This window comes from Pyxidicoccus sp. MSG2, from assembly GCF_026626705.1.
Classification (GTDB): domain Bacteria; phylum Myxococcota; class Myxococcia; order Myxococcales; family Myxococcaceae; genus Myxococcus.
Genome location: NZ_JAPNKC010000001.1, coordinates 2,567,804 through 2,592,643 on the forward strand (window position 1 = coordinate 2,567,804; position 24,840 = coordinate 2,592,643).

Annotated in this window: 23 protein-coding genes; 6 read left to right on the plus strand and 17 right to left on the minus strand. The window is 70.1% G+C overall.

Features of this window, described 5'->3' with window-relative positions; all coding sequences use genetic code 11:
- Positions 1-30 precede the first annotated feature (30 nt).
- Both OV427_RS09180 and OV427_RS09185 read right to left on the minus strand, forming a co-directional pair.
- On the minus strand, positions 31-1,062 hold the full coding sequence (locus tag OV427_RS09180; RefSeq protein ID WP_267855735.1) for a nucleotidyltransferase family protein: 1,032 nt from the start codon (positions 1,060-1,062) through the stop codon (positions 31-33).
- A gap of 30 nt (positions 1,063-1,092) precedes the next feature.
- Positions 1,093-2,133, minus strand: coding sequence for an aminoglycoside phosphotransferase family protein (locus tag OV427_RS09185; protein ID WP_267855736.1), 1,041 nt, complete (start codon positions 2,131-2,133; stop codon positions 1,093-1,095).
- A 385-nt stretch (positions 2,134-2,518) separates the two neighbouring features.
- Between OV427_RS09185 and OV427_RS09190 the strand changes: the two genes are divergently transcribed.
- On the plus strand, positions 2,519-3,886 hold the full coding sequence (locus tag OV427_RS09190) for a pyridoxal-phosphate dependent enzyme (RefSeq protein WP_267855737.1): 1,368 nt from the start codon (positions 2,519-2,521) through the stop codon (positions 3,884-3,886).
- A gap of 95 nt (positions 3,887-3,981) precedes the next feature.
- Here the strand turns inward: OV427_RS09190 and OV427_RS09195 are convergent, their stop codons facing one another.
- From OV427_RS09195 to OV427_RS09215, 5 genes are all read right to left on the minus strand, one after another.
- Positions 3,982-4,428 carry a MaoC family dehydratase gene (locus OV427_RS09195; protein WP_267855738.1) on the minus strand — a complete coding sequence of 149 codons (447 nt, stop codon included), beginning with the start codon at positions 4,426-4,428 and terminating at the stop codon, positions 3,982-3,984.
- A gap of 142 nt (positions 4,429-4,570) precedes the next feature.
- Positions 4,571-6,433: a discoidin domain-containing protein gene (locus OV427_RS09200; RefSeq protein WP_267855739.1), complete on the minus strand. Its 1,863-nt coding sequence runs from the start codon at positions 6,431-6,433 to the stop codon at positions 4,571-4,573.
- Between the two features lie 186 nt (positions 6,434-6,619).
- Positions 6,620-7,765, minus strand: a complete 1,146-nt coding sequence (locus OV427_RS09205) for a cystathionine gamma-synthase (RefSeq protein WP_267855740.1) — start codon at positions 7,763-7,765, stop codon at positions 6,620-6,622.
- A 74-nt stretch (positions 7,766-7,839) separates the two neighbouring features.
- Entirely contained in the window at positions 7,840-8,601 is a 762-nt protein-coding gene (locus OV427_RS09210) for a crotonase/enoyl-CoA hydratase family protein (RefSeq protein WP_267855741.1), read from the minus strand.
- A gap of 95 nt (positions 8,602-8,696) precedes the next feature.
- A complete protein-coding gene (locus tag OV427_RS09215; protein ID WP_267855742.1) occupies positions 8,697-9,161 on the minus strand; it encodes a DUF2147 domain-containing protein in 465 nt (154 codons plus the stop codon).
- 204 nt (positions 9,162-9,365) lie between these two features.
- Between OV427_RS09215 and OV427_RS09220 the strand changes: the two genes are divergently transcribed.
- Positions 9,366-10,352, plus strand: coding sequence for a class I SAM-dependent methyltransferase (locus OV427_RS09220; RefSeq protein ID WP_267855743.1), 987 nt, complete (start codon positions 9,366-9,368; stop codon positions 10,350-10,352).
- A 30-nt stretch (positions 10,353-10,382) separates the two neighbouring features.
- On the opposite strand, the gene OV427_RS09225 is transcribed toward OV427_RS09220, so the two are convergent.
- Complete coding sequence (locus OV427_RS09225) at positions 10,383-11,543, minus strand: hypothetical protein (RefSeq protein WP_267855744.1); 1,161 nt, start codon at positions 11,541-11,543, stop codon at positions 10,383-10,385.
- Between the two features lie 240 nt (positions 11,544-11,783).
- Between OV427_RS09225 and OV427_RS09230 the strand changes: the two genes are divergently transcribed.
- Together OV427_RS09230 and OV427_RS09235 are read left to right on the plus strand one after the other, a co-directional pair.
- Entirely contained in the window at positions 11,784-12,449 is a 666-nt protein-coding gene (locus OV427_RS09230) for an RNA polymerase sigma factor (RefSeq protein ID WP_267855745.1), read from the plus strand.
- Positions 12,436-14,109 carry a FecR domain-containing protein gene (locus OV427_RS09235; protein WP_267855746.1) on the plus strand — a complete coding sequence of 558 codons (1,674 nt, stop codon included), beginning with the start codon at positions 12,436-12,438 and terminating at the stop codon, positions 14,107-14,109. The genes OV427_RS09230 and OV427_RS09235 overlap by 14 nt, the downstream gene beginning before the upstream one ends.
- 20 nt (positions 14,110-14,129) lie before the next feature.
- Here OV427_RS09235 and OV427_RS09240 read toward each other — a convergent pair whose 3' ends face one another.
- Positions 14,130-15,323 (minus strand): tRNA-uridine aminocarboxypropyltransferase, encoded by a 1,194-nt coding sequence (locus OV427_RS09240; RefSeq protein WP_267863393.1) that lies wholly within the window; start codon positions 15,321-15,323, stop codon positions 14,130-14,132.
- Positions 15,324-15,471: 148 nt separating this feature from the next.
- Between OV427_RS09240 and OV427_RS09245 the strand changes: the two genes are divergently transcribed.
- Together OV427_RS09245 and OV427_RS09250 are read left to right on the plus strand one after the other, a co-directional pair.
- Positions 15,472-16,236 carry a 16S rRNA (uracil(1498)-N(3))-methyltransferase gene (locus tag OV427_RS09245; protein ID WP_267855747.1) on the plus strand — a complete coding sequence of 255 codons (765 nt, stop codon included), beginning with the start codon at positions 15,472-15,474 and terminating at the stop codon, positions 16,234-16,236.
- 34 nt (positions 16,237-16,270) lie between these two features.
- Complete coding sequence (locus OV427_RS09250; RefSeq protein ID WP_267855748.1) at positions 16,271-17,800, plus strand: aminopeptidase P family protein; 1,530 nt, start codon at positions 16,271-16,273, stop codon at positions 17,798-17,800.
- A 24-nt stretch (positions 17,801-17,824) separates the two neighbouring features.
- Here OV427_RS09250 and OV427_RS09255 read toward each other — a convergent pair whose 3' ends face one another.
- The 8 genes from OV427_RS09255 to OV427_RS09290 form a co-directional block, all read right to left on the minus strand.
- Positions 17,825-19,285, minus strand: a complete 1,461-nt coding sequence (locus OV427_RS09255; protein WP_267855749.1) for a DUF2914 domain-containing protein — start codon at positions 19,283-19,285, stop codon at positions 17,825-17,827.
- Positions 19,286-19,373: 88 nt separating this feature from the next.
- Positions 19,374-19,694 carry a Grx4 family monothiol glutaredoxin gene (gene grxD, locus OV427_RS09260; protein ID WP_267855750.1) on the minus strand — a complete coding sequence of 107 codons (321 nt, stop codon included), beginning with the start codon at positions 19,692-19,694 and terminating at the stop codon, positions 19,374-19,376.
- Between the two features lie 15 nt (positions 19,695-19,709).
- Positions 19,710-19,967 carry a BolA family protein gene (locus OV427_RS09265; protein ID WP_267855751.1) on the minus strand — a complete coding sequence of 86 codons (258 nt, stop codon included), beginning with the start codon at positions 19,965-19,967 and terminating at the stop codon, positions 19,710-19,712.
- Complete coding sequence (locus OV427_RS09270; protein ID WP_267855752.1) at positions 19,967-20,512, minus strand: YqgE/AlgH family protein; 546 nt, start codon at positions 20,510-20,512, stop codon at positions 19,967-19,969. The genes OV427_RS09265 and OV427_RS09270 overlap by 1 nt, the downstream gene beginning before the upstream one ends.
- 90 nt (positions 20,513-20,602) lie before the next feature.
- Positions 20,603-21,064, minus strand: coding sequence for a response regulator (locus OV427_RS09275; RefSeq protein WP_267855753.1), 462 nt, complete (start codon positions 21,062-21,064; stop codon positions 20,603-20,605).
- Between the two features lie 101 nt (positions 21,065-21,165).
- Complete coding sequence (locus OV427_RS09280; RefSeq protein WP_267855754.1) at positions 21,166-21,978, minus strand: ABC transporter permease subunit; 813 nt, start codon at positions 21,976-21,978, stop codon at positions 21,166-21,168.
- Positions 21,975-22,859 carry an ABC transporter permease subunit gene (locus tag OV427_RS09285; RefSeq protein WP_267855755.1) on the minus strand — a complete coding sequence of 295 codons (885 nt, stop codon included), beginning with the start codon at positions 22,857-22,859 and terminating at the stop codon, positions 21,975-21,977. The genes OV427_RS09280 and OV427_RS09285 overlap by 4 nt, the downstream gene beginning before the upstream one ends.
- 199 nt (positions 22,860-23,058) lie before the next feature.
- A complete protein-coding gene (locus OV427_RS09290; protein ID WP_267863394.1) occupies positions 23,059-24,645 on the minus strand; it encodes a peptide ABC transporter substrate-binding protein in 1,587 nt (528 codons plus the stop codon).
- Between the last annotated feature and the right edge of the window lie 195 nt (positions 24,646-24,840).

The following is a 24,840-nucleotide window of genomic DNA, read 5'->3' on the forward strand; positions in this document are numbered from 1 at the left end:
CGAAGCACCGGGGCCCGTCCCGCGAAGACCTCACCGTCCGGTGAGAGGCGCGGGAATCCGGTGCGGGCCCCACGCGAGCACCTCGGACAGCGTCTCGCCCGCGGCCACCTCGGTCTCCTCGAACACAGCGGCGCGCTGCGCATTCACTCCGTCGCCCAGCTTCGCGCCCACGCCCACGGACACACCCGGGCCCACCGAGGCCCCAGCCGCCACGGTGGCGCCGCGCCCGATGTACACGGGCCCCTCCACCGACGTCGTGTCCACCTGCGCCTCGGGAGACAGCCACGCGCCCCCGGGCCCGCGCATCGTGCCGGCCAGCGGCGAGTCCGCGCCCAGCCACTCCAGCCGCACGCGCCCGGCGAGCACGTCCTGCACCGTGGCCAGGTAGCGCGACGGCGTGCCCAAATCGGACCAGTACCCGTCCACCCGCACGCCGCGCACCGTCTGCCCCGCCTGCATGGCGCGCACGTAGACTTCGCGGTTGATGTCCTCGGGCCCCTCGGCCGCCATGAAGTCGAAGATGCGGGGGGACATCACGTGCACGCCGGTGAAGTGCCACGGGGAGAGGCCCTCGCCGCCGGGGCCGTGGCCGGCGATGCGCCGCACCCGGCCCCCGCCGTCCAACTCCACCGCCGCGTACTTCTCCGCCTCCGGCATGGGCTGAAGCACCATGGTGGCCACCGCGCCGGACGCGCGGTGCATGGCCACCACGGGTCGCAGGTCCACCGGGTAGAGGATGTCCCCGTTGAACACGAGGAAGTCATCCCCGGAGAGGAAGTCGCGCAGGCCGCGGATGCCGCCGCCGGTGCCTTGAATCACGGGCTCGTGCACCACGTGCAGCGGCAGCTTCAGGCGCGCGCACTCGGCGCGGGCCACCTCCGCCATGGTGTCCGGCAGGTGGTGGGTGTTGATGCCCACCGCCGTCACGCCCGCGGCCTTCAGCACCGCCAGGTGGTAGCGCAGCAGCGGCTGCCCGAGGAGCGGCATCGCCGGCTTGGGCCAGCGCTCGGTGAGCGGACGCAGGCGGGTACCCAGCCCCGCGCAGAGGACCATCGCCTTCATTGTCGCTTCCCCTCTCCGGGCTCGGGGCCGCTAGGCGGCCAGCTCGGGGACGTACTTCGCCACCAGCTCCTGCAGCTTGCGCAGCTCCGGCTTCCGCGCGAAGGCGTCACGCACGTAGCGCAGCGACGCGGGGATGGACACCAGGAAGCCCGGGTTGCCCTTCACGCGGTTGATGAACTCGAAGCGGCCCGCGTCCTTCAGCTTGCGCTGGATGGTGAGCAGGTCGAAGAAGGACTTGAACGCCGCCGCGTCGATGGCCTCGCCGCTCGCCTCTTTGAACGTCGCGATGTAGCGGTCCAGCATCTTGTCGACGAAGGTGCGGTCCAGCTCCACGTAGCTGTCGCGCAGCAGGGCCACCAGGTCGTACTGGCGCGGGCCCTGGAGGGCGTCCTGGAAGTCGATGACGACCAGCTCGCCCTCCTTCACCATGATGTTGCGGCTCTGGTAGTCGCGGTGCGTGAAGCCGCGCGGCGCGGCGGCCAGCTGCTTCGCGATGTCGCGGAAGGTGCGGTCCAGCTCGGCGCGCTCGGCGGCGGTGGGCTGTTTGCCGCTCCACGCCTCCAGGCCCCACTCGCGGAAGTGGTGCAGCTCCCAGTCGTACAGGTCCTCGTCGAACGCGCGCGTGAAGGCGAGGCAGTCCGGGTCCTGGTGCTTCTCCGCCTGAACGCGCAGCCGCGCCAGCAGGTCCACCGCGCGGGTGTAGAGCGCTTCGTTGTGCTTGCCGCCCTCGAGCGCGGACTCGAAGGTGATGTCGCTCAGGTCCTCCAGGACCATCATCCCCGCCGGCTCGTCGTAGCGGAGGATGCGCGGCACGCGCACGCCCAGCTTCTCCAGGTAGCGGTGCACGTTGACGAAGGGCAGCTCCTTCGGAGGCTCACCCTTGGTGGCCTCCTCGCTCTTCTTCGTCGCGTCCGGCGGCATCACCATCACCACCCAGCTGTCGGGCGCCGCGCCAACGCGGTAGTACGAGCGGTTGCTCGCGTCGCCCTTCAGCTTCTTGATGGCGGCGTGGGGAACGGGACGGCCGACGGCCTGTCCCACCTGGTCGCGCAGGGCGGCCTCGAGTTCCATATCGGCAGGATTCTCCGGAGGGGGTTTGAGACGAGAGACTCCCGAGTATGGGAGGCGCCCCCATCCGGGTCAAAGCCCACGAGACGCGAACGGCCGGAAGCCCCCCGGGCTGTCACGTACGCGACGCGGCACCCTACCCCACACACCACGTCGCACCGCGTTGAGGGCCGCCTGGCGTCCGGGGAGAGAGGCCAGGGCCCGCCAGGGTGCGACACCCCTCCGACCCCTCCCAGCATGCGGCCGGCCGGATGTCGGAGATAGGGGTCCGGAAGGACGCCGGCCCCGGCCCTGTTCCTCACCGAGGGGCCGAGATGTCGCGTGCTGTCGACCGGGCCCGGGCGGCGACATATAAGACGCGCCGCGAACCCTTTTTCCGGAAGCAGTGATGGACATCCACGACACCATTCTCTCCGCCATCGGTCACACGCCGCTGGTCAAGCTCCAGAAGCTCGTCGGTCCGAACGACGCCACCGTGCTCGTGAAGTGCGAGTTCATGAACCCGGGCGCGTCCATCAAGGACCGCATGGCGCTCTACATCCTCGAGAAGGCCGAGCGGGAGGGGAAGCTCAAGCCCGGCGGCACCATCGTGGAGAACACGTCCGGCAACACCGGCATGGGCGTGGCGCTCGCGGCGGCGGTGAAGGGCTACAAGTGCATCTTCACCATGCCGGACAAGATGTCCCTGGAGAAGATCAACCGCCTCAAGGCCCTGGGCGCGCAGGTGGTGGTGACGCCGACCAACGTGCCGGCCGAGGACCCGCGCAGCTACTACGAGACGGCCAAGCGCCTGCACCGTGAGACGCCGGGCGCCTTCATGCTGAACCAGTACCACAACCCCGACAACATCGAGGCCCACTACAAGCTCACCGGGCCGGAGATCTACGAGCAGACCGAAGGGAAGTTCGACTACTTCGTGTCGGGCCTGGGCACCGGCGGCACCATGAGCGGCGCCGGCAAGTTCCTGAAGGAGAAGATTCCCGGCCTGAAGAACGTGGGCGTGGACCCGGAGGGCTCCGTCTACGAGGGCTACTTCAAGACGGGCAAGCTGACCGAGCCGCACGTCTACAAGGTGGAAGGTATCGGCGAGGACATGCTGTGCGGCGCCATGGACTTCAAGGTCGTGGACGACGTGCGGCAGGTGGATGACCGCCAGTCCTTCATCGCGGCGCGGCGCCTGGCGCGCGAGGAGGGCATCTTCGCGGGTGGCTCCTCCGGCGCGGCGGTGCACGTGGCCGTGCAGCTGGCGAAGGAAGTGGGCAAGGGCAAGACGATTGTCGTGGTGCTCCCCGACTCGGGCAGCAGCTACATCAGCAAGTTCCACTCGGACGAGTGGATGCGCGACAACGGCTTCCTGGAGGAGAAGGGCACCGGCACCGTGCGCGACATCATTGGCGACAAGCGCAAGGACGTGAAGACGGCGCGCAAGGGCGACAAGGTGGACCAGGTGGTGGAGACCATGCGGGGCCACGGCATCAGCCAGATGCCCGTCGTCACCGAGGACGGCCGCGCGGTGGGCATGGTGCACGAGTACGACCTGCTCAACGCCCTGGTCGCCGGCAAGGTGAAGTTCGGTGACGCCATCGACGCCATCGTCTCGCCGCTGCAGGGCGCGCTGTCGCCCGACACCAGCATCACCCGCCTGCGCGAAGTCTTCGCCCAGGACAACGTCGCGGTGGTGAAGGAGGGCGAGAAGGTCGTGGCCATCGTCACGAAGATCGACCTCATCGACTACCTGCACCGCACGGGGGCGTAGTCGTCCGCTTCACGGACACCTGAAGCACGGAGGGCCTCCACGCACCCTGTTCGGGAGCGGGAGGCCCTCGGTGTTTGTGGCGACAGGTGGGCGGCCTACGTCGCGGGGCGCCGGGCGAAGAGCGCGTTGGCCAGCTCGGTCATCACCACGTCGCCGTGCTGGTTGCGGACCTCGAAGCGGAACTTGATGGCGCCGCGGTCCGCCTTGCTGCGCGACGGCGTGGTGGAGACGACCTCCGTGCGGACCGTCAGCGCGTCACCGGGGCGCACGGGCTTGAGCCAGCGCAGCTCGTCCAGGCCGGGCGAGCCCAGGCTCGCGGCCTTCCCGAGCAGGCCCTCCACGATGAGCTTGTGGCAGATGGAGGCCGTGTGCCAGCCGCTGGCGATGATGCCGCCGAAGATGCTCTCGCGGCCACCCTCGTCGCTCAAGTGGAAGGGCTGTGGGTCGAACTGCTTCGCGAAGGCGATGATGTCCTCACGCGAGATGACGTACGGCCCGAGCTCGCTCACCTCACCTGGCTGGAAGTCGTCGAAGTAGCGCATGCCGCCTGTCATAAAACCGCGGACCGGCGCGCGCCAGCCCGTGGTGAGCCCTGTGTCAGGGCGTGGGGAATACGAAGGGCCTCCACGTCTTCACGGAGGAAGACGGGAGGCCCCGGGACGTCAGTGACTCTGGAGCGTGGCGCTACTGGCGCGCGGGCTCGTCGTGGTCCGCGGTGTCCTCCAGGCGGTCCGCGGGAGGCAGCGGCTGGTCGAAGCGCAGGCCCTCGGGAGCGCGCGCCGGGTCATCCACGGGGCCGGACACGGCCTGCGTCTCCAGCGACTGCGCCTTCAGCGCCGCAGTCACCGTCGCCGGCAGCGTCTTGGTGAGGGTGAGCGTGTCCTTCACCGCGCCGGTGGAGGAGATGAGCCTCGCCGTCAGCGTGCCGCCGTCCACCACCACGTCCATGAAGCCGTACGTCGTGTTGTCGCGCAGGGCGGTCCACGAGGGCTGGCTGCCGGCGAAGGGTCGCAGGGTGGCGCCGCCGCTGCCCACCACGATGTACGGAATGCCACGCGTGCCCGACGGAGCCACCGCGTCGCCCTTCATCGGCTTGCTGCGCTCGTAGTTGTGGTCATGCCCGGTGAGCACGAGGTCCACGCCGTTCGCCTCGAAGATGGGCGCGTAGTTGCGGCGCACGGAGAGCTGCGAGCCGTGCTCGCCGCTGGACCAGGGCGGGTGGTGGAAGAACACAATCTTCCAGGGCTGCTTCGTCGCCGCCAGGTCCTGCTCCGCCCACGTCTTCTGCGCGGTGGCGGTGCAGCGGTCCGACGACGCGAGGCCAATGGCGCAGTTGGAGTCGAGCGCCACGAAGTGCACGTTGCCCCAGTCGAACGAGTAGTAGCGCTCCGTGCCCGCGGGGTTGTTGGTGGGCAGGTAGAAGTTGTCCAGGTACGGCTGCCCCTGGTTCGTCACGTACTCGTGGTTGCCCAGCGAGGGGAACACCGGCACCTCGCGCAGCAGCGTCCCCATGGGGGTGAACATGCGGTCCTGGAACTCCTGCTCCGTGCCGGAGGAGTAGGCGTTGTCGCCGAGCGCCACCAGGAACTCGCCGCGCCACTCCGGCTTGTTCATCATGGCAATCACGGCCTTCTGCGAGCTGCCACCCGTGCCGAAGTCACCCATGGTGGTGAAGCGCACGCGCGGCGTGCCCGTCGCGGACGCGGTGCGGAAGGCACGCACGCCGGTGACGGAGCCGCACGCCTCCACGCTGTAGCCGTACGTGCGCCCCGGCAACAGGCCCGTCAGCTTCACCGCGTGCCGCCAGCCCGCCACGGTGGCGGTGGCCGTGCGGGACAAATCCGTGCCCTCGCCGTAGCGAACGAAGGGCGTGCAGGACACACCGGAGCGGAAGGCGACGAGGGCGCTCGTCTGGCCCACGCTCTGGAGGTACGGCAGCCGCGGTAGCGCCGGCCCCGAGTCCGCCGTGGGCGTGGGGGTCGGCGGAGGCGTCGTCTGCTGGGCACAGGCGCGCGACTCGGCAATGGAGGCCCAGTCGTTCACCGAGTTGCCGTTGACGGTGATGCGCACGTAGCGCGCCTGCCGCGCGCTGAAGGCATACGTCTGCGCGGCGGTGTTCAGGGCGCTCGTCCCCGAGGTCGCCTGCGTGAAGGTGGTGCCGTCCGTCGAGGTGGAGATGACGAAGGAGTTCTGCCGCGTGTTGCCCTGGTGCCAGGCCACCGTGGTGCCGGCAACCGACTTGGAGGCGCCCAGGTCCATGGTGAGCCAGGCGCCCTTGCCCGGCCCGCTCCAGCGGGTGGCGAGGTTGTCGTCCTGGCTGTTGGCGGCGACGCTGCCGGCGCCGTCATCACCGCTGGCCGTGACGGCCGTGGTGGTGAGGATGCTGCACCCGGTGGCGGTCAATTCGGCCGCCGCGCCGCGGGCGTCAGGCGCCGGCAGCTCGACGGGGAAGTTCTGGTCGGTGGGAGTGGGGAGTGCGTCACAGCCGGAAGCACCGGCGAGCAGCGCACCCAGCAGACACGAAGTAGGAATGAATCGGTTGCGCATCGTGGGTGCCCAAACGGTGTCCGGCAGCAGACATTCCGTTTTGTGACGCGGCATCCCATGGCCCGACCGAAGCGCAGGCGGCCAGGCAGGCGCTCCGGAGCGCGGATACACGAAGGGCCTCCGCGCAGCCCCGGGTGGGGAAGCGGGGAGGCCCTCGGTGGCCCGGTCTGCTGAGGACCTGGCGGCCTACTTCACCGTGTCGAGCGCCTGGGCGAGGTCATCGCAGAGGTCCTGCGCGTCCTCGATGCCGACGGACAGGCGGATGAAGCCGTCGGCGATGCCGAGCTTCTCGCGCGTCTCCTTCGGGATGGAGGCGTGGGTCATGATGGCGGGGTGCTCGATGAGCGACTCCACGCCACCGAGCGACTCGGCGCAGGCGAAGACCTTCACCGTCTTCAGGAAGCGGCGTGCCGCCTCCAGGCCGCCGTGGATGTCGAAGGTCAGCATGCCGCCGAAGCCCTTCATCTGCTGGCGCGCGAGCTGGTGCTGCGGGTGCGTCTCCAGGCCCGGGTACGTCACCTTCTTCACCTTCGGGTGCGTGGCGAGGAACTGAGACACCTTCATCGCGTTGTGCGCGTGGCGGTCCATGCGCACGTGCAGCGTCTTCACGCCGCGCAGCACCAGGAAGCTGTCGAAGGCGCCGGACACGCCGCCCACCGCGTTCTGGAGGAAGTACATCCGCTCGGCGACGTCCTCGCGGCTGGTGCAGGCGAAGCCGCCCACCACGTCGCTGTGGCCGTTGAGGTACTTGGTGGTGGAGTGCGTCACCACGTCGAAGCCGAGGTCCAGCGGGCGCTGGAAGTACGGCGTCATGAAGGTGTTGTCCGCGACGGACAGGATGTTCCGCTTCTTCGCCACCTCGGCGATGCGCGCCAGGTCGATGAGCTTGAGCATCGGGTTGGTGGGGGACTCGACCCACACCATCTTCGTCTTCGGCGTAATCGCCGCCTCGAAGTTCTCCGGCTTGGACAGGTCCACGAAGGAGAAGTTGAGGCCCAGGCGCTTGAAGACCTTGTCGAAGATGCGGAAGGTGCCGCCGTACACGTCATCCGACACGACGACGTGGTCGCCGGTGTCCAGCAGGTGCATCAGCGTGTCGGTGGCGGCAAGGCCGGAGGCGAAGGCGGCGCCGTGCTTCGCGCCTTCCAGCGCGGCGAGGCAAGCCTGGAGCGCATTGCGCGTGGGGTTCTGCGTCCGGCTGTACTCGTAGCCCTTGTGCTCTCCGGGCCCGTCCTGGACGTAGGTGGAGGTCAGGTACACGGGCGTCATGATGGCGCCCGTCGTGGGGTCCGGCTCCTGGCCGGCATGAATGGCAAGCGTGTCGAAGCGCATGGCCGGGGAACTAACACAGCCCTCCCGGCCACGCACCAGGAGCGCCGCTGACCCGCTCACCGAGCCTACTCGGCCTACTCGAACTTCCCGTGCCGGCCCGCCCCCCGGGCGAAGCGGGTGGCGCCGCCGATGGACTCCGTCTGCACCACCTGGACGCCTCGCTCGAACTCCTGACGCAGTGCTTCCTCCAGGCCCAGGCCCGCCTGCTCGTAGGCCGAGGCCCGGTCGGCATTCATACAGGCCTGGGGGAAGGCGGCGACCTCACGGGCCAGCGCCTCGGCGGCCTGTCGGGCCTGGCCCTTCGGTACCACGCGGTTGACCAGCCCCATGGCCAGCGCCTCCTGGGCCGACACGGGACGCCCGGTGAGGATGAGGTCCATGGCCCGCGACAGGCCGATGAGCCGGGGGAGGCGTACAGTTCCGCCGTCGATGAGCGGTACACCCCAGCGCCGGCAGAAGACGCCGAGCACCGCGTCCTCCTCCGCCACGCGCAAATCACACCACAGGGCCAATTCCAGCCCTCCCGCCACCGCATGGCCGGCGATGGCCGCGATGACGGGCTTGCCCAGCCGCATGCGCGAGGGCCCCATGGGGCCGTCACCGTCCGGGGCGAGCCGGGGCAGGCGCCCTTCCGAGACGGCCTTGAGGTCCGCGCCCGCGCAGAAGGTGCCGCCGTCGCCGTAGAAGACGCCCACGCGCGAGTCCGGGTCCGCGTCGAAGGCGCGGAAGGCGGCCACGAGTTCCTGCGCGGTGGGGCCATCCACCGCGTTGCGCACCTCGGGCCGGTGGAGGACGACGGTGGTGACGGGCCCGTTCTTCGCGATGCGCACGCTCATGGCCCGGGAGTCTCGGTCAGGCGGCGCACGCCGAGGTGACGCCGCCATCGCCGTTTGTCGGACTCTCTACTCATGGTCGAGGCCCGACCTCGGGCCTACTCCGCCTTCACCCAGTGCTGGGTGCGGCCGAAGACGGACACGCCGACGAAGCCGCGGACCTTCAGCTTCTTGCCCCCGTCCTCGACGGCAATCTTGCACTTGTAGGTCTTGCCGTTGCCCGGGTCGAGGATGGTGCCGCCCGTCCACTCGTCGTCGTCCTTCTTGAGGTTCTGCAGGATGACCATCCCGAGGATGGGCTGGTTCTTCAGCGTCCCCTCGCACTTGTCACAGACCGGGTTCTCCGGCTGGTTGGGCTCGGGGAAGATCTTCTCGATCTTGCCAAAGAGCTTCCCGTTCTCCTCGTAGATGGCGATGACGGACTTCGGCTTCTTCGTCTCGTCATCAATGGTCGTCCACCGGCCCACCGGTGACGTGGCGTCCGCCTTCGCATCCTCCGCCAGGGCGCTCGAGGCGAACAGCACGGTCAGCGTGGCCAGTCCCAACCAACGGCTTGCAATCATTCGGAGTTCCTCCGGTGCGGGGTTCGTTTGCGGACGAAGACTACCCCGGGGGCCTCTATATTCAGAGAAGACATCGCACCCCGCCACCGTCATGGACTTCCACAGGGGGCATGCCCTACAGCCCGAGACCGCCTTTCGGAGCTTGTCGTACGTCGGAGACTCGGGGATGAGGGGGCAGCGGTCTGGACGGAAGGACGCTTGGGCATGGCTGAGTCAGAGGGCAACCACGGCGCGCAAGGGGCACCCGACCCGGTGGGGATGTTCGCCAACCGGCTGCGCAAGGACGCGAAGCGCTTCCGCAAGTGGGCCCGCGCGGAGCGGCTGACGGCCTTCCGCGTCTACGACAGGGACATTCCCGAGTACCCCTACGCCATCGACCTCTACGGCGACTGCGCGCACGTGGTGGAGTACCCGCGCCGCCGCGCCCTCAAGTCCGGCACCGCCGAGTCCCAGCGCGAGGAGGTGCTCGCGGAGGTGACGGAGGTACTCGGCGTCCCACCCGAGCGCATCTTCGTGAAGACGCACACGCCCCAGCCCTGGGGCCGCTCGCAGTACGGCCGGGTGGGCCAGGGCAGCAGTCGAATCGTCGTGGAGGAGCAGGGCCTGAAGTTCTGGGTCAACCTCGGCGACTACCTCGACACCGGCCTCTTCATGGACCACCGCAACACCCGCGCACGCGTGCGGGAGGAGGCGAAGGGCAAGCGCTTCCTCAACCTCTTCGCGTACACCGGGGCCTTCACCGTCTACGCCGCCGCGGGAGGCGCCACGAGCACCACGACGGTGGACCTGTCCAACACGTACCTCGACTGGGCCGAGGACAACCTCGACTTGAACGGACTCGCGGACGCGCGGCACGTGCTGGTGCGCGCGGACGCCAAGGCGTGGGTGGAGGCACAGGCCGACGAGCCGGAGCGCTACGACCTGGTGGTCTGCGACCCGCCGTCCTTCTCCACGTCGAAGAAGATGTCCGGCAGCTTCAACGTGCAGCGAGACCACCCGCGCCTGTTGGCCGCCATCCGGGCGCTGCTTTCGCCCGGCGGCGTCCTCTACTTCTCCACCAACTTCCTCGGCTTCGAGCTCAGCGACGCGGCGGCGCGGGGAATGGACGTGGAAGAAATTACCCCCGCCTCCATCCCCGAGGACTTCCAGCGGAAGGAAATCCACCGGTGCTGGCGGATGGTGGCCCCCTGAGCTGAAGGGGCCACCTCTACCGGGCGCGCGCTACAGCCAGCAGACGTTGTCGACGCAACGCTCGCCGGCGGGGCACTCGCAGTTCGCGACGCACTCCTTGCCGCTGCCCTGATTCACCGGCTTGCACACGCCGCTGTTGCACACGTTGCCCGCGGGGCACTCGCAGTTGGCGCGGCACACCGGCGAGGTGCCCGCGTCCGTCGTGGGCGTCGGCGTGGGCGACTTGCAGTGGCCGCTGCTGCAGACCTGACCCGAGGGGCAGTCGCAGTTGGCCACGCACACGGGGCCGGTGCCCGCATCCGGAGGCGGGGGCGGCGGCGTGGGCGACTTGCAGTAGCCGCTGGTGCAGACCTGACCGGAGGGGCAGTCACAGGTGGCCACGCAGGCCTGGCCCGGGTCCGGCTGCGGCGACTTGCACTGGCCATTCGTGCAGACCTGCCCGGAGGGGCAGTCGCAGTTGGCGCGGCACTCGCCCCCGCTGGGAATGGGCATGCAGTAGCCGATGTGGCAGGAGTACTCGTTCGGGCACTCGGTGGTGGAGTCGCAGGACGCGCGGCACTGGCCGTCCACGCAGTCCTTCCCGTCCCCGCACTGGTAGGCGGACGTGCACGCGTTCGGGTCCGGCGGGCGGGTGCGGCACACGCCGGAGACACACGCGTCCGTGGAGGGGCACTGCGAGTCCGCCGTGCAGCCGTGGTAGCACTGGTTGTTGATGCAGTAGTTGCCCGCCCCGCAGTCCGCGTTCAGCAAGCACTTGTCGCTCGTGCCGGCGTCCGGACGCGTTCCACCATCCGAGCCGGCATCCGGGCGCGTGCCACCGTCCGTGCGCGTGCCAGCGTCCGTCCCGCTGTCCGGGCGCGAGCCACCCTGGCCGGGAACGCAGAAGTGGTCGGCGCACTTGTTGCCCGAGCCACAATCCAGGTCACGCACGCAGGGCGTGTAGCAGACGTTGTTGACGCACACCTCGCCCCGGTCGCAGTCGCGGGAGGCGGAGCAGCTCGTCGAGTCGGGTGGCACCTCGTAACAGCAGTTGTCGCGACAGGTCTCATTACTGTCGCAATCCGAGTTGCTGTAGCAATACTCCTCGTCGTCGTACCAGTCGTCGTTCTCGTGGATGATGCAGCCCGGCAGGGTCGATCCAAGCAAAAGCAAAAGCGACAGCATCACGCTGCGCGCGGGGGTATTCCTCATGAGTAGGTACTCCGAGAAAGCTGGGGGACCGGTCCGGCCACCGGGTGGGTTGTCCGGGTTCAGGCGCGTTTGACGCCGGAGGCGGTACGGCTGATCAAAGAATAATTTTGATCGCCCGCGTTGGGAGCGGCGACCCAGTCAGTACGGAGGTAGTCTGTGCTGGCCTGGACCATTCACATCGGCAACGGCGCGCTCGTGAAAGGCGCAGAACCGTTGCCGGCCCCCGAGGGAGCGCCTCCGGTGTTCTTCAGAGGAACTCGTTCACTGGCGGAAGTCAGCGCGCCGGCCGAGCGCCTCGCGAGCGCCGTGCCCGCGCCGGTGAGCGCGGACGAGGCCCAGCTCCACCACCTGGTGTGTCGGGTCCAGGACGGAGACCTCGCCGCCTTCGAGCAGCTCTACCAGCTCACGCGGCTGGACGCGGCGCGGACGCTGCGGCACCTGGTGGGCGACCGGGTGGAGGTGGAGGACCTGCTCCAGGAGACGTACCTGCGGCTGCTGACGGCGGTGAAGGGCTACCGGGGCGAGTCCCGCTTCCGGACATTCTTCTACCGGGTGTGCTCCAACGTGGCGCTGTCGCACCTGCGCTGGAAGCGGCGGCGGCCGGAGGACTCGTTCGCTGAGCCGCCGGAGCAGGAGTCACCGGGAGAGGACCCCGAGCGCGCCGCGGCCCGGCGCCAGGCGGCCCGGCTGGTGGAGCTGGCGCTGGAGCGGCTGAAGCCCAAGAAGCGCATCGTCTTCGTCTATTACGAGCTGTGCGGCATGAGCCCGGACGAGATTGCCGAGGCCGTGGGAAGCTCGGCCAACACCGTTCGCAGCCGCCTGCACCACGCGAGACTGGAGTTCAACGAGGCCATGCAGCGACTGCTCGTTACCCGCCGCCCTGGAGGTCTCCATGGCCGGCCATGAGGTCCAGGCGCTGTGGGCGCTGGCGGCGGGGGAGCTGGACGCGGCGGAGCGCTCCCGCGTGGAGGCGCACGTCTCTGGATGCGCGGAGTGCGCGGCGGAGCTGGAGCGGGTGAAGCAGTCCCGCGCGGCGCTGCACACGGTGCGAGAGGTGACGCCGGACGTACGCTGGGATGTGGTGGACGCGGGGCTTCGGGCCGCGGCGGCGCGACAGGCGGCGGCCCGGTCCCTGGGGCCGTGGGCGAGGCTGCGTGAAGCGGCGGCGCAGCGGGTGAAGCCTGCATCCGGGTCCTGGCGGCCCGGCGCCATGGCGGCCCCGAGGTCCCGGCTCCCGTGGGCCATGCTGCTCGCGGGGGCCTGCGCGGCGATGCTGGGCTTCTGGATGTTGCGGACGCCGGACGTGGCGCCGGGCACGACGGTGGCGGTGCTCGACGGTGACGGCGCTCCGGACACGCCCCAGACGGTGCAAGCGGGCACGCCCCAGACGGAGACGGTGCGCGACGGTGACGGCGCCCTCGCGGAGCTGCCTCGCGAAGGCACGGGCACCCTCGACACGGCGCAGGCGGAGAGCACCTCGGGCGCGGTGGTGCGCGAGGCGGGTGGCGCGGAGCGGACGCTCCAGGCGGGCACGAAGCTGCGCTCGGGTGTCGCGGTCCGGACGCCCGCGCGTGCCACGGCGATGCTGCGGCTGCCGGACGCGAGCCGGGTGCGGCTGTCGGCGGGCTCGGAGGTGGAGCTGTCCCGAGCGGAGGCCCGCGACGTCCACCTCACGGTGCGTCGGGGCCGGCTGTCGGTGCAGGCGTCGCATGCGCAGCGGGAGGGATTCCTGGTGGAGGCGGCGGGCCTGCGAGTGTCCGTGGTGGGCACCGTCTTCACGGTGGAGCACACGGAGCACGGCGCGGCGGTGGCCGTGGCGGAAGGACGCGTGCGCGTGGAGGTGGAGGGCCAGCCTCCGCGACTGGTGAGCGCGGGTGAGCGGGTGGAGCTGGATTCGCGGAAGCAGACCCTGAAGCATGCGCCGGTGTCGGAGCCCGACCAGCGGGCCTTCGCGGAGCTGAGCGCCCCCGAAGCAGGGGTCCAGGCTCCGGCGACGGGGAAGCCGGTGGTGGCCATGAAGGAGCCGCGACCGCAGGCGCCACGCCCCGAAAACAAGGAGTCCGCAGAGCTGCCGGAAGAAATCCCGACGCGCACGCAGGTGGTGGCCGAGGTGGCTCCGTCCAAGGACGTGGCGTCCTCCGAAGCGGACCCCGACCAGGAGTTCGCGCCCTACCCCGCGAAGTCCGTGACGGAGCAACTGCCTCCGAAAATGGCCGAGCCTCCCGCCCCACCGCCCCCCACCGCCGTGGCGGAGCGGCCCGCGCAGGAGAAGAAGAAGGAGCCGCTGATTCCGATGGCGCTGCTGTCGGGCGACGCGGACGAGCGCTTCCTGGGGTACGCGCGGCTCCAGATGCGCCCCCGTAAGTGCGAGAGCTTCCTGGTGGGCCTGCAGGAGATTGCGCAGCGGAGCCCCCGCGCGGACCACCGAGACCAGGCGCGCCAGCTTCGTGCACGGTGCCTGGCGGAGAAGCCTCCGCAGCAAGCGCCTCGGATGGACCCGCCGACAGCCCCTCGACTTCCCACGGGGCCGCTGAAGCCGGGAGGCCGCACCGGACGGCTGCCCTGAAAGTCACGCGCTACGACAGCTCAGCCGTCTGAGCCCGTGCGCGGCAGCTTCTGCGGCGGCTCCGTGGCATTCCCCCGCGCCACCAGCTCGCGAACCACGGACTCGAGCGCGCGGATGCGCCGGCCCGCGCGTCCGGGAGCCCACTCGGGCACGGCAGGTCCGCGCAGCAATTCCATGGCCTGCTCCACCCCGCCCGCCTTGCCCTTCAGCGCGCGCGCCGTGGCCAGTCGCACGTTGCGCGCCGGCCGCCGGGTGACGCCTCCCTCCCACAGCAAATCCAGCGCGAAGGTGGTCCACACGGCCAGCTCGTCATCGGGACGCAGGAACGCCTCGAACCGCGCCAGCGCCTGCGTGCGCGGCTCTCCCGCGAACAACACCTCCTCGGGCAACTCCACATGCAGCGGTGTGCTGCGCGCCAGTGGATGCTCGGGAGCGATGACAGCCTCGAAGCGCTCTCCCGTGGCTGGACGGCAGGCCACCGCGTGGACCAGCTCGGAAGGAATGTTCGTTCCGGTCGGATGTGCGTTGGCCTCGCCGTAGAAGACGACGAGGTTCTCGAAGCGGTCGGCCAGCGTGCGCAGCTCCAGCGGCGGACGCCACGGGCCGAAGTAAATGCGGCGGCGGTTCGGAGACGTCCGCTGCGATTGCCGCTCCAACTGCGTGTCCACCATGTACTCGAAGGCCTTGAGCATGGTGTCGAAGCGCTCCGCGTCCCCCTCCAGGATGCCCAGCATCTCCACCACCGCCTCGATGGTGGACACGCAGTGGTCCGCGGGCTCGGCGCGGATGCGGTAGTTGCTCGGCCGGCGGGGCACGAAGCTGATGCGCGGCAGGCTGGCGAGCAGCGGGTTTCGCGAGACGACCTTCTTCGCCTGGGGCCACGTGCCGTCCACGACGATGATGGTCTCCGGCGGATTCCTGCTGGCCTCCTCCACCGTGATGGCGTTGTCGCCCGGGAAGAGCACGGCCACCGACTCCGGCTTCGCCGCGAGCTGCTCCAGCCGCGCGTGGCCGGTGAAGTCCACGCCCTCGTGCAGTTCGGCGTTGCGCAGCGCCAGGCGCGCCATGCGTGCCGTGCCAATGGCCACGCGCCGCTCACGCGGATGCTGGAGGAAGACGACGCGGGTCTTGGTCTCCAGCGGGGGCGGCAGTTGCGCGCAGTAGCAGGTACTCTCGGGACGGCGGCAGCGAAGGCACAGATTACGCACAGTCAGCCTTTACGGTACGCCCCGGAGAGGGGCAAGCACTGCCGACAGGCCGTGCGGAGGCCGACCGGGGAGGCAGCCGTCCCACGGCTCCCGCGCCCTGACATCCCGCCCAAATGTCCCCCACGCCCCGGGGTGCCGGGGTACAGAAGCCCCCGTGAATCTGCTCCTGCTCTTCGACGAGGACTTCCTCCCGGACGGCACCGCCCGCCTCACCGGACGCCGGGCCCAGCACGCCCGCGAGGTGCTGCGCGCCGAGCCCGGTGAGTCCCTGCGCGTGGGCCGCCTGGGCGGCCTCACCGGCACCGGCGAGGTGCTGGAGAACAGCACCGGCGTCCTGCACCTGCGCGTCTCCCTCACCGAGCTCCCACCGCCCCGGGCAGGCGTGGACCTGCTCCTCGCCATCCCCCGCCCCAAGGCCCTGAAGAAGGTCCTCCCCGCGGTGGCGTCGCTCGGCGTGGACCGCGTGGTGCTGGTCAACGCGGCCCGCGTGGAGAAGAGCTACTTCGACTCCAAGGTGCTGGACGCCGCCTTCGTGCGCGAGTTGCTCCTCCAGGGCCTGGAGCAGGCCCGCGACACGCACCTGCCGGAGGTCCTCATCCGCGAGCGCTTCCGCCCCTTCGTCGAGGACGAAGCGGACGCGCTCTTCGGCCCGGACGCAGTCCGGCTGCTCCCCCACCCGCCCGCGAAGCAGCCCCTGCGCGCGGCCGGGGCGGACACGGCCGAGCGGGTGGTGCTGGCCATCGGCCCCGACGGCGGCTGGGTCCCCTTCGAGGCCGACCTCCTCGAGGCCCACGGCTTCCGCCCCTTCTCCCTGGGCCCGCGCATCCTCCGGGTGGAGACGGCCGTGCCCGTCCTCCTGGGGCAGGTGGCCCTTCTGCGAGAGGACATTGCCCCGCGTCAGGAGTCATCTCGGGCTTGAAGGGTTGCCGTGCGCTGTTGAAGAGTCACACGCCATGGCCACGTCCAACCCTTCCTCCCCCTCCGCCGACGGCACCTCGCAGCCCGCCGTGGGTGAGCAGCAGCCCCTCGTCACTTCGGAGCCGCAGGCCGCGCCCGCGAAGCCCGCCAGCCACGACACGGTGCCGCCCCCGGCCCTGCTCGACTTCATGGTGAAGCGGTGGAAGCCGGGCGCGAAGAAGCTGCCGCCCAAGCTGAAGAACGCCGACGCCTTCCGCGCCCGCCGCCGCGCCCTCTCCAAGCTGTTCCCCGGCGAGACGCTCATCATCCCCACCGGCCACGAGAAGGTGCGCGCCAACGACACCTACTACCGCTTCCGGCCGGGCACCGACTTCTACTACCTCACCGGCAACACCGAGCCGGACTGCGTCCTCGTCCTCCAGCCGAAGGAGGGCGGCGGCCACACCGACGTCCTCTTCGTGGAGCCCAACCCGGGCCGCAGTGACGCCACCTTCTTCACGGACCGCGTGAAGGGCGAGCTGTGGGTGGGCCCGCGCCTGGGCGTGAAGGAGAGCCAGGCCCGCTTCGGCGTGGACGAGGCGCGCGGCCTCGACGGGCTGAAGGACTACCTCGCCAGCCTGCACGGCGCCGTCAGCCGGCCCACGCGCGTGCTGCGCAACTTCTCGCCCAAGGTGGACACCGCGATTCCCGAGGGCGGAGAGCGCGACAAGGCCATGGCCCAGGCCCTCTCCGAGATGCGGCTGCTCAAGGACGCGCAGGAGCTGCGCGAGCTGCAGGCCTCCATCGACTCCACCCAGCGCGGCTTCGAGGACGTCATCCGCGGCCTGAAGACGGCGAAGACGGAGCGCTACGTGGAGGGCATCTTCAACCTGCGCGCCCGCGTGGAGGGCAACGACGTGGGCTACGGCACCATCGCCGCCAGCGGCTCGCACGCGTGCGTGCTGCACTGGACGCGCAATGACGGGCCGCTCGTCCCCGGGGACTTGCTCCTGCTGGACGCGGGCGTGGAGGGCCACACGCTCTACACGGCGGACATCACCCGCACCCTGCCCCTCTCCGGGAGGTTCTCGAAGGAGCAGCGCGAAATCTACGAGCTGGTGCTGGAGGCGCAGGACCAGGCGATTGCAGCGGTGAAGCCGGGCAACGACTTCATGGAGCCCAACCGCGTGGCCATGCGCGTGCTGGCGAAGGGCCTGGAGTCGCTCGGCATCCTGGAGAGCGCCGAGGAGGCGCTCAAGGACGAGCACCAGTTCTACAAGCGCTACTCGCTGCACAACGTCAGCCACATGCTGGGCCTGGACGTGCACGACTGCGCCCAGGCGCGGCAGGAGGCATACAAGTACGGCAAGCTCCAGCCCGGCATGGTGCTGACGGTGGAGCCCGGCCTGTACTTCCAGACGGACGACCTCACCGTGCCCAGGCGCTACCGCGGCATCGGCGTGCGGATCGAGGACGACGTCGTCGTCACCGCGCGCGGCTGCAAGGTCCTCTCCGGGAAGATTCCCCGCACCGCGAAGGACGTGGAGGCGTGGATGAAGTCCGTGTGGAAGGCCGCGAAGAAGTAGGCGGCCCCACCCCGGAGGACGGTGCTACGGCGCCGTCCCACCGGCCTGCGGCGCCGTCTCGCCGGGCTCCGTCCCCACCGAGCCTGGAGCGGGCGCTGGCGAGGGCGCGGGCGTCCCGGCCTTCGGCGCGGCCGTCTTGCGCGTCTTCTCCCAGTCCTCCTGGGACAGCGGCTTCATCTCCTTGAGGGTGGAGTACTCCAGCTTGTACTGGCGCGGCTCGGTGCGCTCGTCCGGGCCGACGGAGAAGTTGATGCGGTGGATTTCGTGCCCGTCCTCGGTCTCCAGCAGCACGCGCCAGTCGCCGGGCTTCAGGTTGGACGTCGTCGCGTAGTAGCGGTAGCCGCCGTCCGTCCCGTTGCTGCTCACGTTGGCCATGAAGCCGTTGCCGGACGTCGTCCAGCCCTTGTCGGGGTGGTCGTAGTACCAGCGCACGCGGACCTTGTAGGGCGCGAAGCCCTTGGGCGCGAAGATGCGGAAGAAGTAGTAGGGCTTGTCGCCCGGCTGCATCTGGAAGTCCGGGCCGAACCACGTCCACGGCTTGAACCAGACGGAGTCGTCCACCGAGGACAGCTGGTACACGCCGGGGCTGATCCTCTCCACCTTGTGGTAGATGTCCGCGAACTGCACGGCCACCGGCAGCGGCGGAATCACGCCCACCAGGTAGAGGACCAGCAGCACGCCCTGCACGCCGAAGCCGGGAATGGCCACGTTGCGGACGAGGAACTCCACGTCCGGCCGCCAGCGCTCAATCAGGCGCATCAGCCCGAAGACGCTCGCGCAGCCCAGGGCCACCGCCAGCAGGAACACCCAGAAGCCCATGCGGCCGAAGACCACGGGCAGGAGGCACGCGAAGTACAGCGTCACGCACAGGCTGAGCAGCACCACGCGGATGACGGGGCCCACCTGCCGGAAGCGCGGCAATTCGTTGGCCACCAGCAGCGCGAACAGGCCCACCACGAACAGGTAGGGCGTGAAGCCCGACGTGGCCTTGAACAGGATGAGCATGAAGACGCTGAGCAGGCTTCCGAAGAGGAAGTGCACCGCGTCCTCGCGCCAGCGCCACACCTTGGCCAGCAGCTTCGGCGGCTCGGTGCCCTCGGGGAAGCGCTGCTCCAGGAGCAGCAGCGAGGTCAGGATGAGCAGGTACGCGAAGCTCTGCACCTGCGTCAGCGTGTCGTCGATGCGGCTGAGCGAGACGATGTCGTAGATGAAGCCGCCGAAGAAGAAGACCGCCATCTCCCACTTCTCGTGGCGGGTGCGGAAGTCCTGCACCTTCTCCATGAGGGTGGGCGTCTTCGCCGTGGCCACCAGGTCGTCCGGGTCCACCACCCCAGCGGGCGAGGTGGCCGGGAGCGCGGTGTCCTTCAGCGCGACGGCGGCGTTGGTATCGGCGACGGGGACGTTGCCGGAGGCGACCGGGGCTCCCGGCGCTTCGACGGTGTCGTCCTGCTTCTCGGAATTGTTGGGCTGTGTTGCGGTGACCACGGCGGTTCCTCGGGGCAGCGGCGAACCATTCTAGCCGCACCGGGGGGAGTCGGTCTCCCCCTCCCCCCCGAGGCCCCGCGAGCCCCCGTCAGGCCGGGGACTTGCCGGCGACCAGGTCCGCCAGCTCACCGCGCTCGGCCAGCTCCATGAGGATGTCGGAGCCGCCGACGAACTGCCCGTTGATGAAGATCTGCGGAATGGTGGGCCAGTTCGTGAGGTCCTTGATGCCCTGGCGAACCTCGGGGTCCGCCAGCACGTCCACCGTGTGGACCTCGCCGAAGGGCTGCAACAGCTGCAGCGCCCGCGCGGAGAAGCCGCACTGCGGGAAGAGGGCATTGCCCTTCATGAACAGGACGATTTTGTGCGACTGGGTTTCCTTCTCCAGCCGGGCCTTGAGCTCAGGGGTCATCGACAGCGTCTCCTTCTAGCGTTGGCCGAGCTTCTGCCACTGCTCGGGCGAATAGGTCTTCAGCGCGAGGGCGTGCAGCTCGCCCGACTTCAGCCACTGCTGCAGGGGCGCATAGACGAGCTGGTGCTGCTGCACCATGGGTTTGCCAGCAAAGGCGGGGCTCACCACCCGCGCCTCGAAGTGGTCTCCCGTCCCGGTGGTATCTCTAACCTCGACCTCTGAGCCCGGCAGGGCCTCGAGGATGCGGGTCCGGACGAAGTCGGCATCGAGCATCAGTTCATCCCCCTTCCCATCACCAGCATGGCCGGGTCCACGCCCATGCCACGCAACGTGGTCTCCCACAGTTTCGAGGGCTCCAGGCCCAGCACCGCCTCGGCGGTCGCCTCGGCGAAGAGCCAGGAGCCGGCGGCAATCTCGCTCTCCAACTGCTTGGGGCCCCAGCCCGCGTAGCCCAGGCAGAAGCGCAGGCGCGGCGAGGGGTTCTCCAGGAGCGGCCCCAGCGCGTCCAGCGTGACGCTCAGGAACAGGCCGGGCAGCACCGGGTGCTTCTCGGTCTGCTCCGCGTCTTCGTGCAGGACGAAGCCGCGCTGCGGCTCCACGGGGCCGCCCACGAAGACGGACTGTTCGGTCCGCGCCGAGGCGATGCCCATGTTCTGGCCGCGCGCCAGCTCACCGAGCGTGAGGGGGGCCCCCCGGTTGATGACGAGCCCCATGGAGCCCGTCTCACCGTGCTCGATCATCAGGATGACCGAGCGGTAGAAGTTCGGGTCCCCGAGCTGGGGCATGGCCAGCAGGAGTCCGGGAGCGAGGTTCTTCACGAGAGGAGCATCAACCGTTCGCGGGGACGGCGCAACCGGAACCCGTTGCCCGGGTTCCGGGCCGTCCACCCCCGCGACATGCGGGCGACGTCAGTGCCAGCTCGTGTGCCTGGACTGGAGCGCCTCGGCGAGCTTCTCGGGGTTGAGGGGCTTGCCGATGAAGAGGTCCGCGCCCAGGCCCTTGCACTTGCGCGCCATGGCCGCGTCGCTCATGGCGCTGACGCCGATGAGCACCGCCTGGGGGAAGCGCTCGCGCAGCTTGGACATCAGCGTGGCGCCGCTGCGGCCGGGCAGGAAGACGTCGACGACGGCGGCATCCATGCGCTTGTTGCGCACGGCGAACTCCGCCTCCTCCGCGCTGCCCACGGGGAGCGGCTCGTAGCCCCAGCCCGCGAGCAGCTCCACGAGGATTTCCCGGTGCGTCGGGTCGTCCTCGACGACGAGCACCGCGCCGCGCGCCGGTTCGAGCTTCAGGTCGTCGCTGCGCGTGGTGCGCTCGCTCGAGTCGTGTCCGGTGGAGATGGGCAGCTCTTCGACGGTGGGGAGGGACATGAGTGCACCGGTGGGCAAAAGGTTTCCGTGTGATGGAAACCCACCCCCCAACGTGGGGCATTCCTCGGGAGGAGGAGCCTCTCCCACCCCTGAGACCTTCCTCAGGCGGCGCGGCGAGGGGCCGCCGAGAGCGCCTGGGAAGCAAGCGAGGCACCGAGCACCAGCAGCACCAGCAGTGCCCACGCGGGCAGCACCACGCGTCCACCGCCCACGTAGATGAGGGCCGCGTAGCTGGTGCCCAGGTAGCGGCCCAGGGACATGGGCTCCATGCGGGCGATGCCGAAGAAGCTCACGGTGGACTCGGTGAGGATGGCGGCGGGCAGGCGGCTGAGGAAGACGGCCAGCGCGAAGGGGCGCAGCGCGGGCCACAGGTGGACGCGGAGCAGGTGGGCCCCTCCCCCGCCGAGCGCCCGAGCGGCCGCGACGTACTCCTGTGACTCCAGCGTGGCCAGCCGGTTGCGGAACATGCGCGCCGGGCCCGCCCAGCCGACGAGGGCCAGCGAGGCGACCATGAGCCCGAAGGGCCCCAGTCCTCCGCCCGCCCCTGCATCCGAGAGGGACTGGCCCGCGAGCTGGAGCACCATGACGACCAGCACGTCGGGCAGCGCGAAGACGGCGTCCACGGCGCGCAGCAGGGCCTGCTCCACGGTGCCACCGGAGAGGCGCGCCACCGCGGCCACGGCGAGGCCGATGAGCGTGGACAGCGCACCCGCCGCGAGCCCCACGGCGAGGGACACCCAGAGCCCACCGAAGGCGAGCTCGCACACGGTGCGGTCGGGACGCGTCGGGTCCATACCGAGCGGGCACGTGCTCGCGAGGGCCTCCGGGAAGAGGCGGCCCGCGACGAGGCTGAGCACGCCCAGTCCAATCAGGAGCGCCAGGCCGAATCGGGCCCGCGAAGGAACGCGGCTCATGTCGTGGCCTCCCGGGAGCGAGGGTCCACCGCGTAGCGCAGCACTTCGACCGCGAGGCTCACGAGGACGAGCAGCGATGCGAAGGTGGTGGTGGCCACCACGACGACGGCCACCTGCTTGTTGAGCACCGCCAGCACGTAGAGCTGACCGAAGTACGGGAGGCCGAAGACGCGCTCCGCGGCGAACGAGCCGGCGAGCAGTGAAGTGGCCACTGGCCCTACCGCGTCGAGCATCGCGGGCCACACATTGGGCAGCACGTGGCGGCGGAGCACCGTGCCGTAGGCCAGGCCCTTGCCCAGCGCGGTGCGCACGTAGTCGCGAGACAGCTCCGTCTCCAGCGAGTCACCCACCAGCGTGCCCAGGAAGATGCCGGGCCACACCGAGGTGCAGAGCGCCGCGCACAATTCCGGCAGCATGTTCCCGCGCTCCACCACGCCGGGAGCCAGCAGCAGCGCGGGAATGAAGACAGGCGTGCCGAAGGCCACGGCCGGCACCACGTCTCCCAGTGTCGCCCACTTCCCTCTGCGCCACCGCGTGCGCAGCAGCGCGAAGCCCAGCGCCCACGCCAGCGCGAGTGGCAGTGCCATCAACCCCACGCCCACGCTGCCGGAGAGCTTCAGCAGCAGCTCGTCGCCGGTGATGCCCTGGGCGCTGGTGCCCAATCGCTCGCCGCGAAAGAGCTTCTGCCAGGGACGCATGAAGCCCAGTGGCTCACCGATGCCGAGATCGCGCTGGTACGAAGCGGCCAGTTCCTTGGAGACCTGCCGCTTGGCATCCGTCTCCGTGGTGAGCGGCAGCGAGGCCATGAGGAAGTACGAGGCCACCGCCACGAGGGGCACCAGCACCAGCTGCCGCGCCAGCCGCTGCGTCACGAGCCTCATGGCGTCACTCCAGCCCACTCGTTCGAGCGGCGGGCTCGCGGAATGAACATTCCTTCCGCGTCCACCGGGTGGCCGGCTCGCGGAATGAACATTCCTTCCGCGTCCGTCGGGCGCCGGGCGGGGTTGCCTCCGCGCCCGGATGAGCCCCCGAGACGAAGCCCTTCCGCCAACGGGGCAACGCACCATTGCGGCAGCAGCCTCATGGCGCAGCTCCCGCCTGCGCTTCCGTCGCGGGAGCAAGCCGCAATGCACGCAGGGCGAGGAAGTTGAAGGGGTCCACGTCTAGCCCGCGCAGCCGCGCCCGGACGCGGAAGTAGCGGTCCGGGTGGTAGATGGGCGCAATCACGGCCTGCTCGCCCACCAGCACCTCCTGGGCCTGGGCATACAGCGTGCGAGCCTTCGCCTCGTCCGGCTCGCCGTCGCCCGCCTCGAGCAGCCGCTCGAAGCGAGCCATGGGCTCGCCGCCGGCCTGCGTCTCCCAGCCGGTCTGGTGATTGCCCTCGTGCTCGAAGAGGGTGAAGAAGGTGTTCGGGTGCGCGTAGTCCCCGCCCAGTCGGCGCAGGTACAGGTCATACACGCGAGGCCCCTCCGCCGAGCGCCGCGAAATCTCCGCCGAGAAGTCCGAGCGCGCATCCAGCACCACCTGCACGCCCACTCGCGCCAATTGCGCCGCGACCCGCTCCGCGATGGCCACTTCCGGGAGGAACCCGTCGCCCTGTCGATAGACGAGCCGCAGCGGCCGGTCCAATCCAGGCACGCGAGCCAGCTCGGCCTTCGCGGCCTCGGGGGCATAGCCAGGCAGGCGCGCGGCCTCCTCGGGCGTGGCGGCACCGGGCAGCTCCGGTGGCAGCAGCACGTTGGACGTCCGGGCCGCCGGCAGCAGCCCCGCCATCAGAGCGTCCCTGTCCAGCGCGCGGGCCAATGCGCGCCGCACCTCGGGCCGGTTCAGCGGGGGACGCTCGGTGTTGAAGGCGAGGAAGTACGTGGACAGCAGCGGCTCGCGCTGCAGGTCCTCCGGCCGGCGCATGCGCAGCGACGCGGCACTGTCCATGAACACGAAGTCCACCCGGCCTCGCTCGTACAGCGCCGGGCCAATCTCGGACTTCATCAGCGTGATGACGGGCGCGGGCGTCTCGCCGGGCTGCAGCGGCGGAGGGAAGGCGGTGGCCGGGTTGTAGACCAGCCGCACGCGCTCACCTGCACGGTCCCAGCGCTCCACGCGGTACGGCCCCAGTGCGAGCGGGCGTCCGTCACGCGGCCGATCGAAGTAGTCGCGAACGTCCTCGTCCGACCTGCCCTCCAGGTCCGCCGCGGGCGCGGGATAGAAGATGTAGACGTTGGCCACGCGGGCCAGGAAGTAGCTGCGCGGCCGGGACAGCGTCACCCGCAGGGTGTGCGCGTCCACGGCTTCCACGCCCACGCTCTCCAGCGCCGCGCGCACCTCGGCCTCGGGGGCACCGCGCTCCTGGGCTGCGAGCGCCTCGGCCGCGCCCGCCAGGTCCACCATCTCCCCGCGCTCGCGCCCGCGCAGCGCGCGCCGCCAGCCGATGACGAAGTCGCGCGCGGTGAGCGGCGAGCCGTCCGACCAGCGCACGTCCTGTCGCAGGTGGAAGGTGTAGACCTCGCGGCCCTGGTCGTCGGTGACACGCTCCCAGCGCTCGGCCAGTCCGGGCTGCACGGAGTAGTCCGCCCCCAGCACGGTGAGCCCGCGCTGGGTGGCGAGCATGACGGGATAGTTCGCCCAGCTCTCCGGGTCCGAGTGGCTCCAATCCAGCGTGGTGGGCATGGACGGCACCACCACCTTCACGCCCGGGTCCGGCTGGAAGCCGCACGGCCCGCAGGCCGTGGCCGCCAGGACCAGCACGAGGAACGTCCACCGGAGTCGAGCGCGGGAGGCCACTTGGGGCCCCTTGTACCCCGAAGCGCCCGGAGCCCGGAAAGAGAGAAGCCAGGACCCCGGCGACCCTGGTCGTCCGGCATC

Coding starts and splice junctions, on each gene's coding strand:
- OV427_RS09220 (WP_267855743.1), top strand. CDS start 9,366: ATGGCTGAGTCAGAGGGCAACCACGGCGCGCAAGGGGCACCCGACCCG.
- OV427_RS09250 (WP_267855748.1), top strand. CDS start 16,271: ATGGCCACGTCCAACCCTTCCTCCCCCTCCGCCGACGGCACCTCGCAG.
- OV427_RS09190 (WP_267855737.1), top strand. CDS start 2,519: ATGGACATCCACGACACCATTCTCTCCGCCATCGGTCACACGCCGCTG.
- grxD (WP_267855750.1), bottom strand. CDS start 19,694: ATGACCCCTGAGCTCAAGGCCCGGCTGGAGAAGGAAACCCAGTCGCAC.
- OV427_RS09275 (WP_267855753.1), bottom strand. CDS start 21,064: ATGTCCCTCCCCACCGTCGAAGAGCTGCCCATCTCCACCGGACACGAC.
- OV427_RS09180 (WP_267855735.1), bottom strand. CDS start 1,062: ATGAAGGCGATGGTCCTCTGCGCGGGGCTGGGTACCCGCCTGCGTCCG.
- OV427_RS09185 (WP_267855736.1), bottom strand. CDS start 2,133: ATGGAACTCGAGGCCGCCCTGCGCGACCAGGTGGGACAGGCCGTCGGC.
- OV427_RS09265 (WP_267855751.1), bottom strand. CDS start 19,967: ATGCTCGATGCCGACTTCGTCCGGACCCGCATCCTCGAGGCCCTGCCG.
- OV427_RS09280 (WP_267855754.1), bottom strand. CDS start 21,978: ATGAGCCGCGTTCCTTCGCGGGCCCGATTCGGCCTGGCGCTCCTGATT.
- OV427_RS09210 (WP_267855741.1), bottom strand. CDS start 8,601: ATGAGCGTGCGCATCGCGAAGAACGGGCCCGTCACCACCGTCGTCCTC.
- OV427_RS09235 (WP_267855746.1), top strand. CDS start 12,436: ATGGCCGGCCATGAGGTCCAGGCGCTGTGGGCGCTGGCGGCGGGGGAG.
- OV427_RS09290 (WP_267863394.1), bottom strand. CDS start 24,645: ATGCCCACCACGCTGGATTGGAGCCACTCGGACCCGGAGAGCTGGGCG.
- OV427_RS09225 (WP_267855744.1), bottom strand. CDS start 11,543: ATGAGGAATACCCCCGCGCGCAGCGTGATGCTGTCGCTTTTGCTTTTG.
- OV427_RS09215 (WP_267855742.1), bottom strand. CDS start 9,161: ATGATTGCAAGCCGTTGGTTGGGACTGGCCACGCTGACCGTGCTGTTC.
- OV427_RS09285 (WP_267855755.1), bottom strand. CDS start 22,859: ATGAGGCTCGTGACGCAGCGGCTGGCGCGGCAGCTGGTGCTGGTGCCC.
- OV427_RS09200 (WP_267855739.1), bottom strand. CDS start 6,433: ATGCGCAACCGATTCATTCCTACTTCGTGTCTGCTGGGTGCGCTGCTC.
- OV427_RS09205 (WP_267855740.1), bottom strand. CDS start 7,765: ATGCGCTTCGACACGCTTGCCATTCATGCCGGCCAGGAGCCGGACCCC.
- OV427_RS09195 (WP_267855738.1), bottom strand. CDS start 4,428: ATGCGCTACTTCGACGACTTCCAGCCAGGTGAGGTGAGCGAGCTCGGG.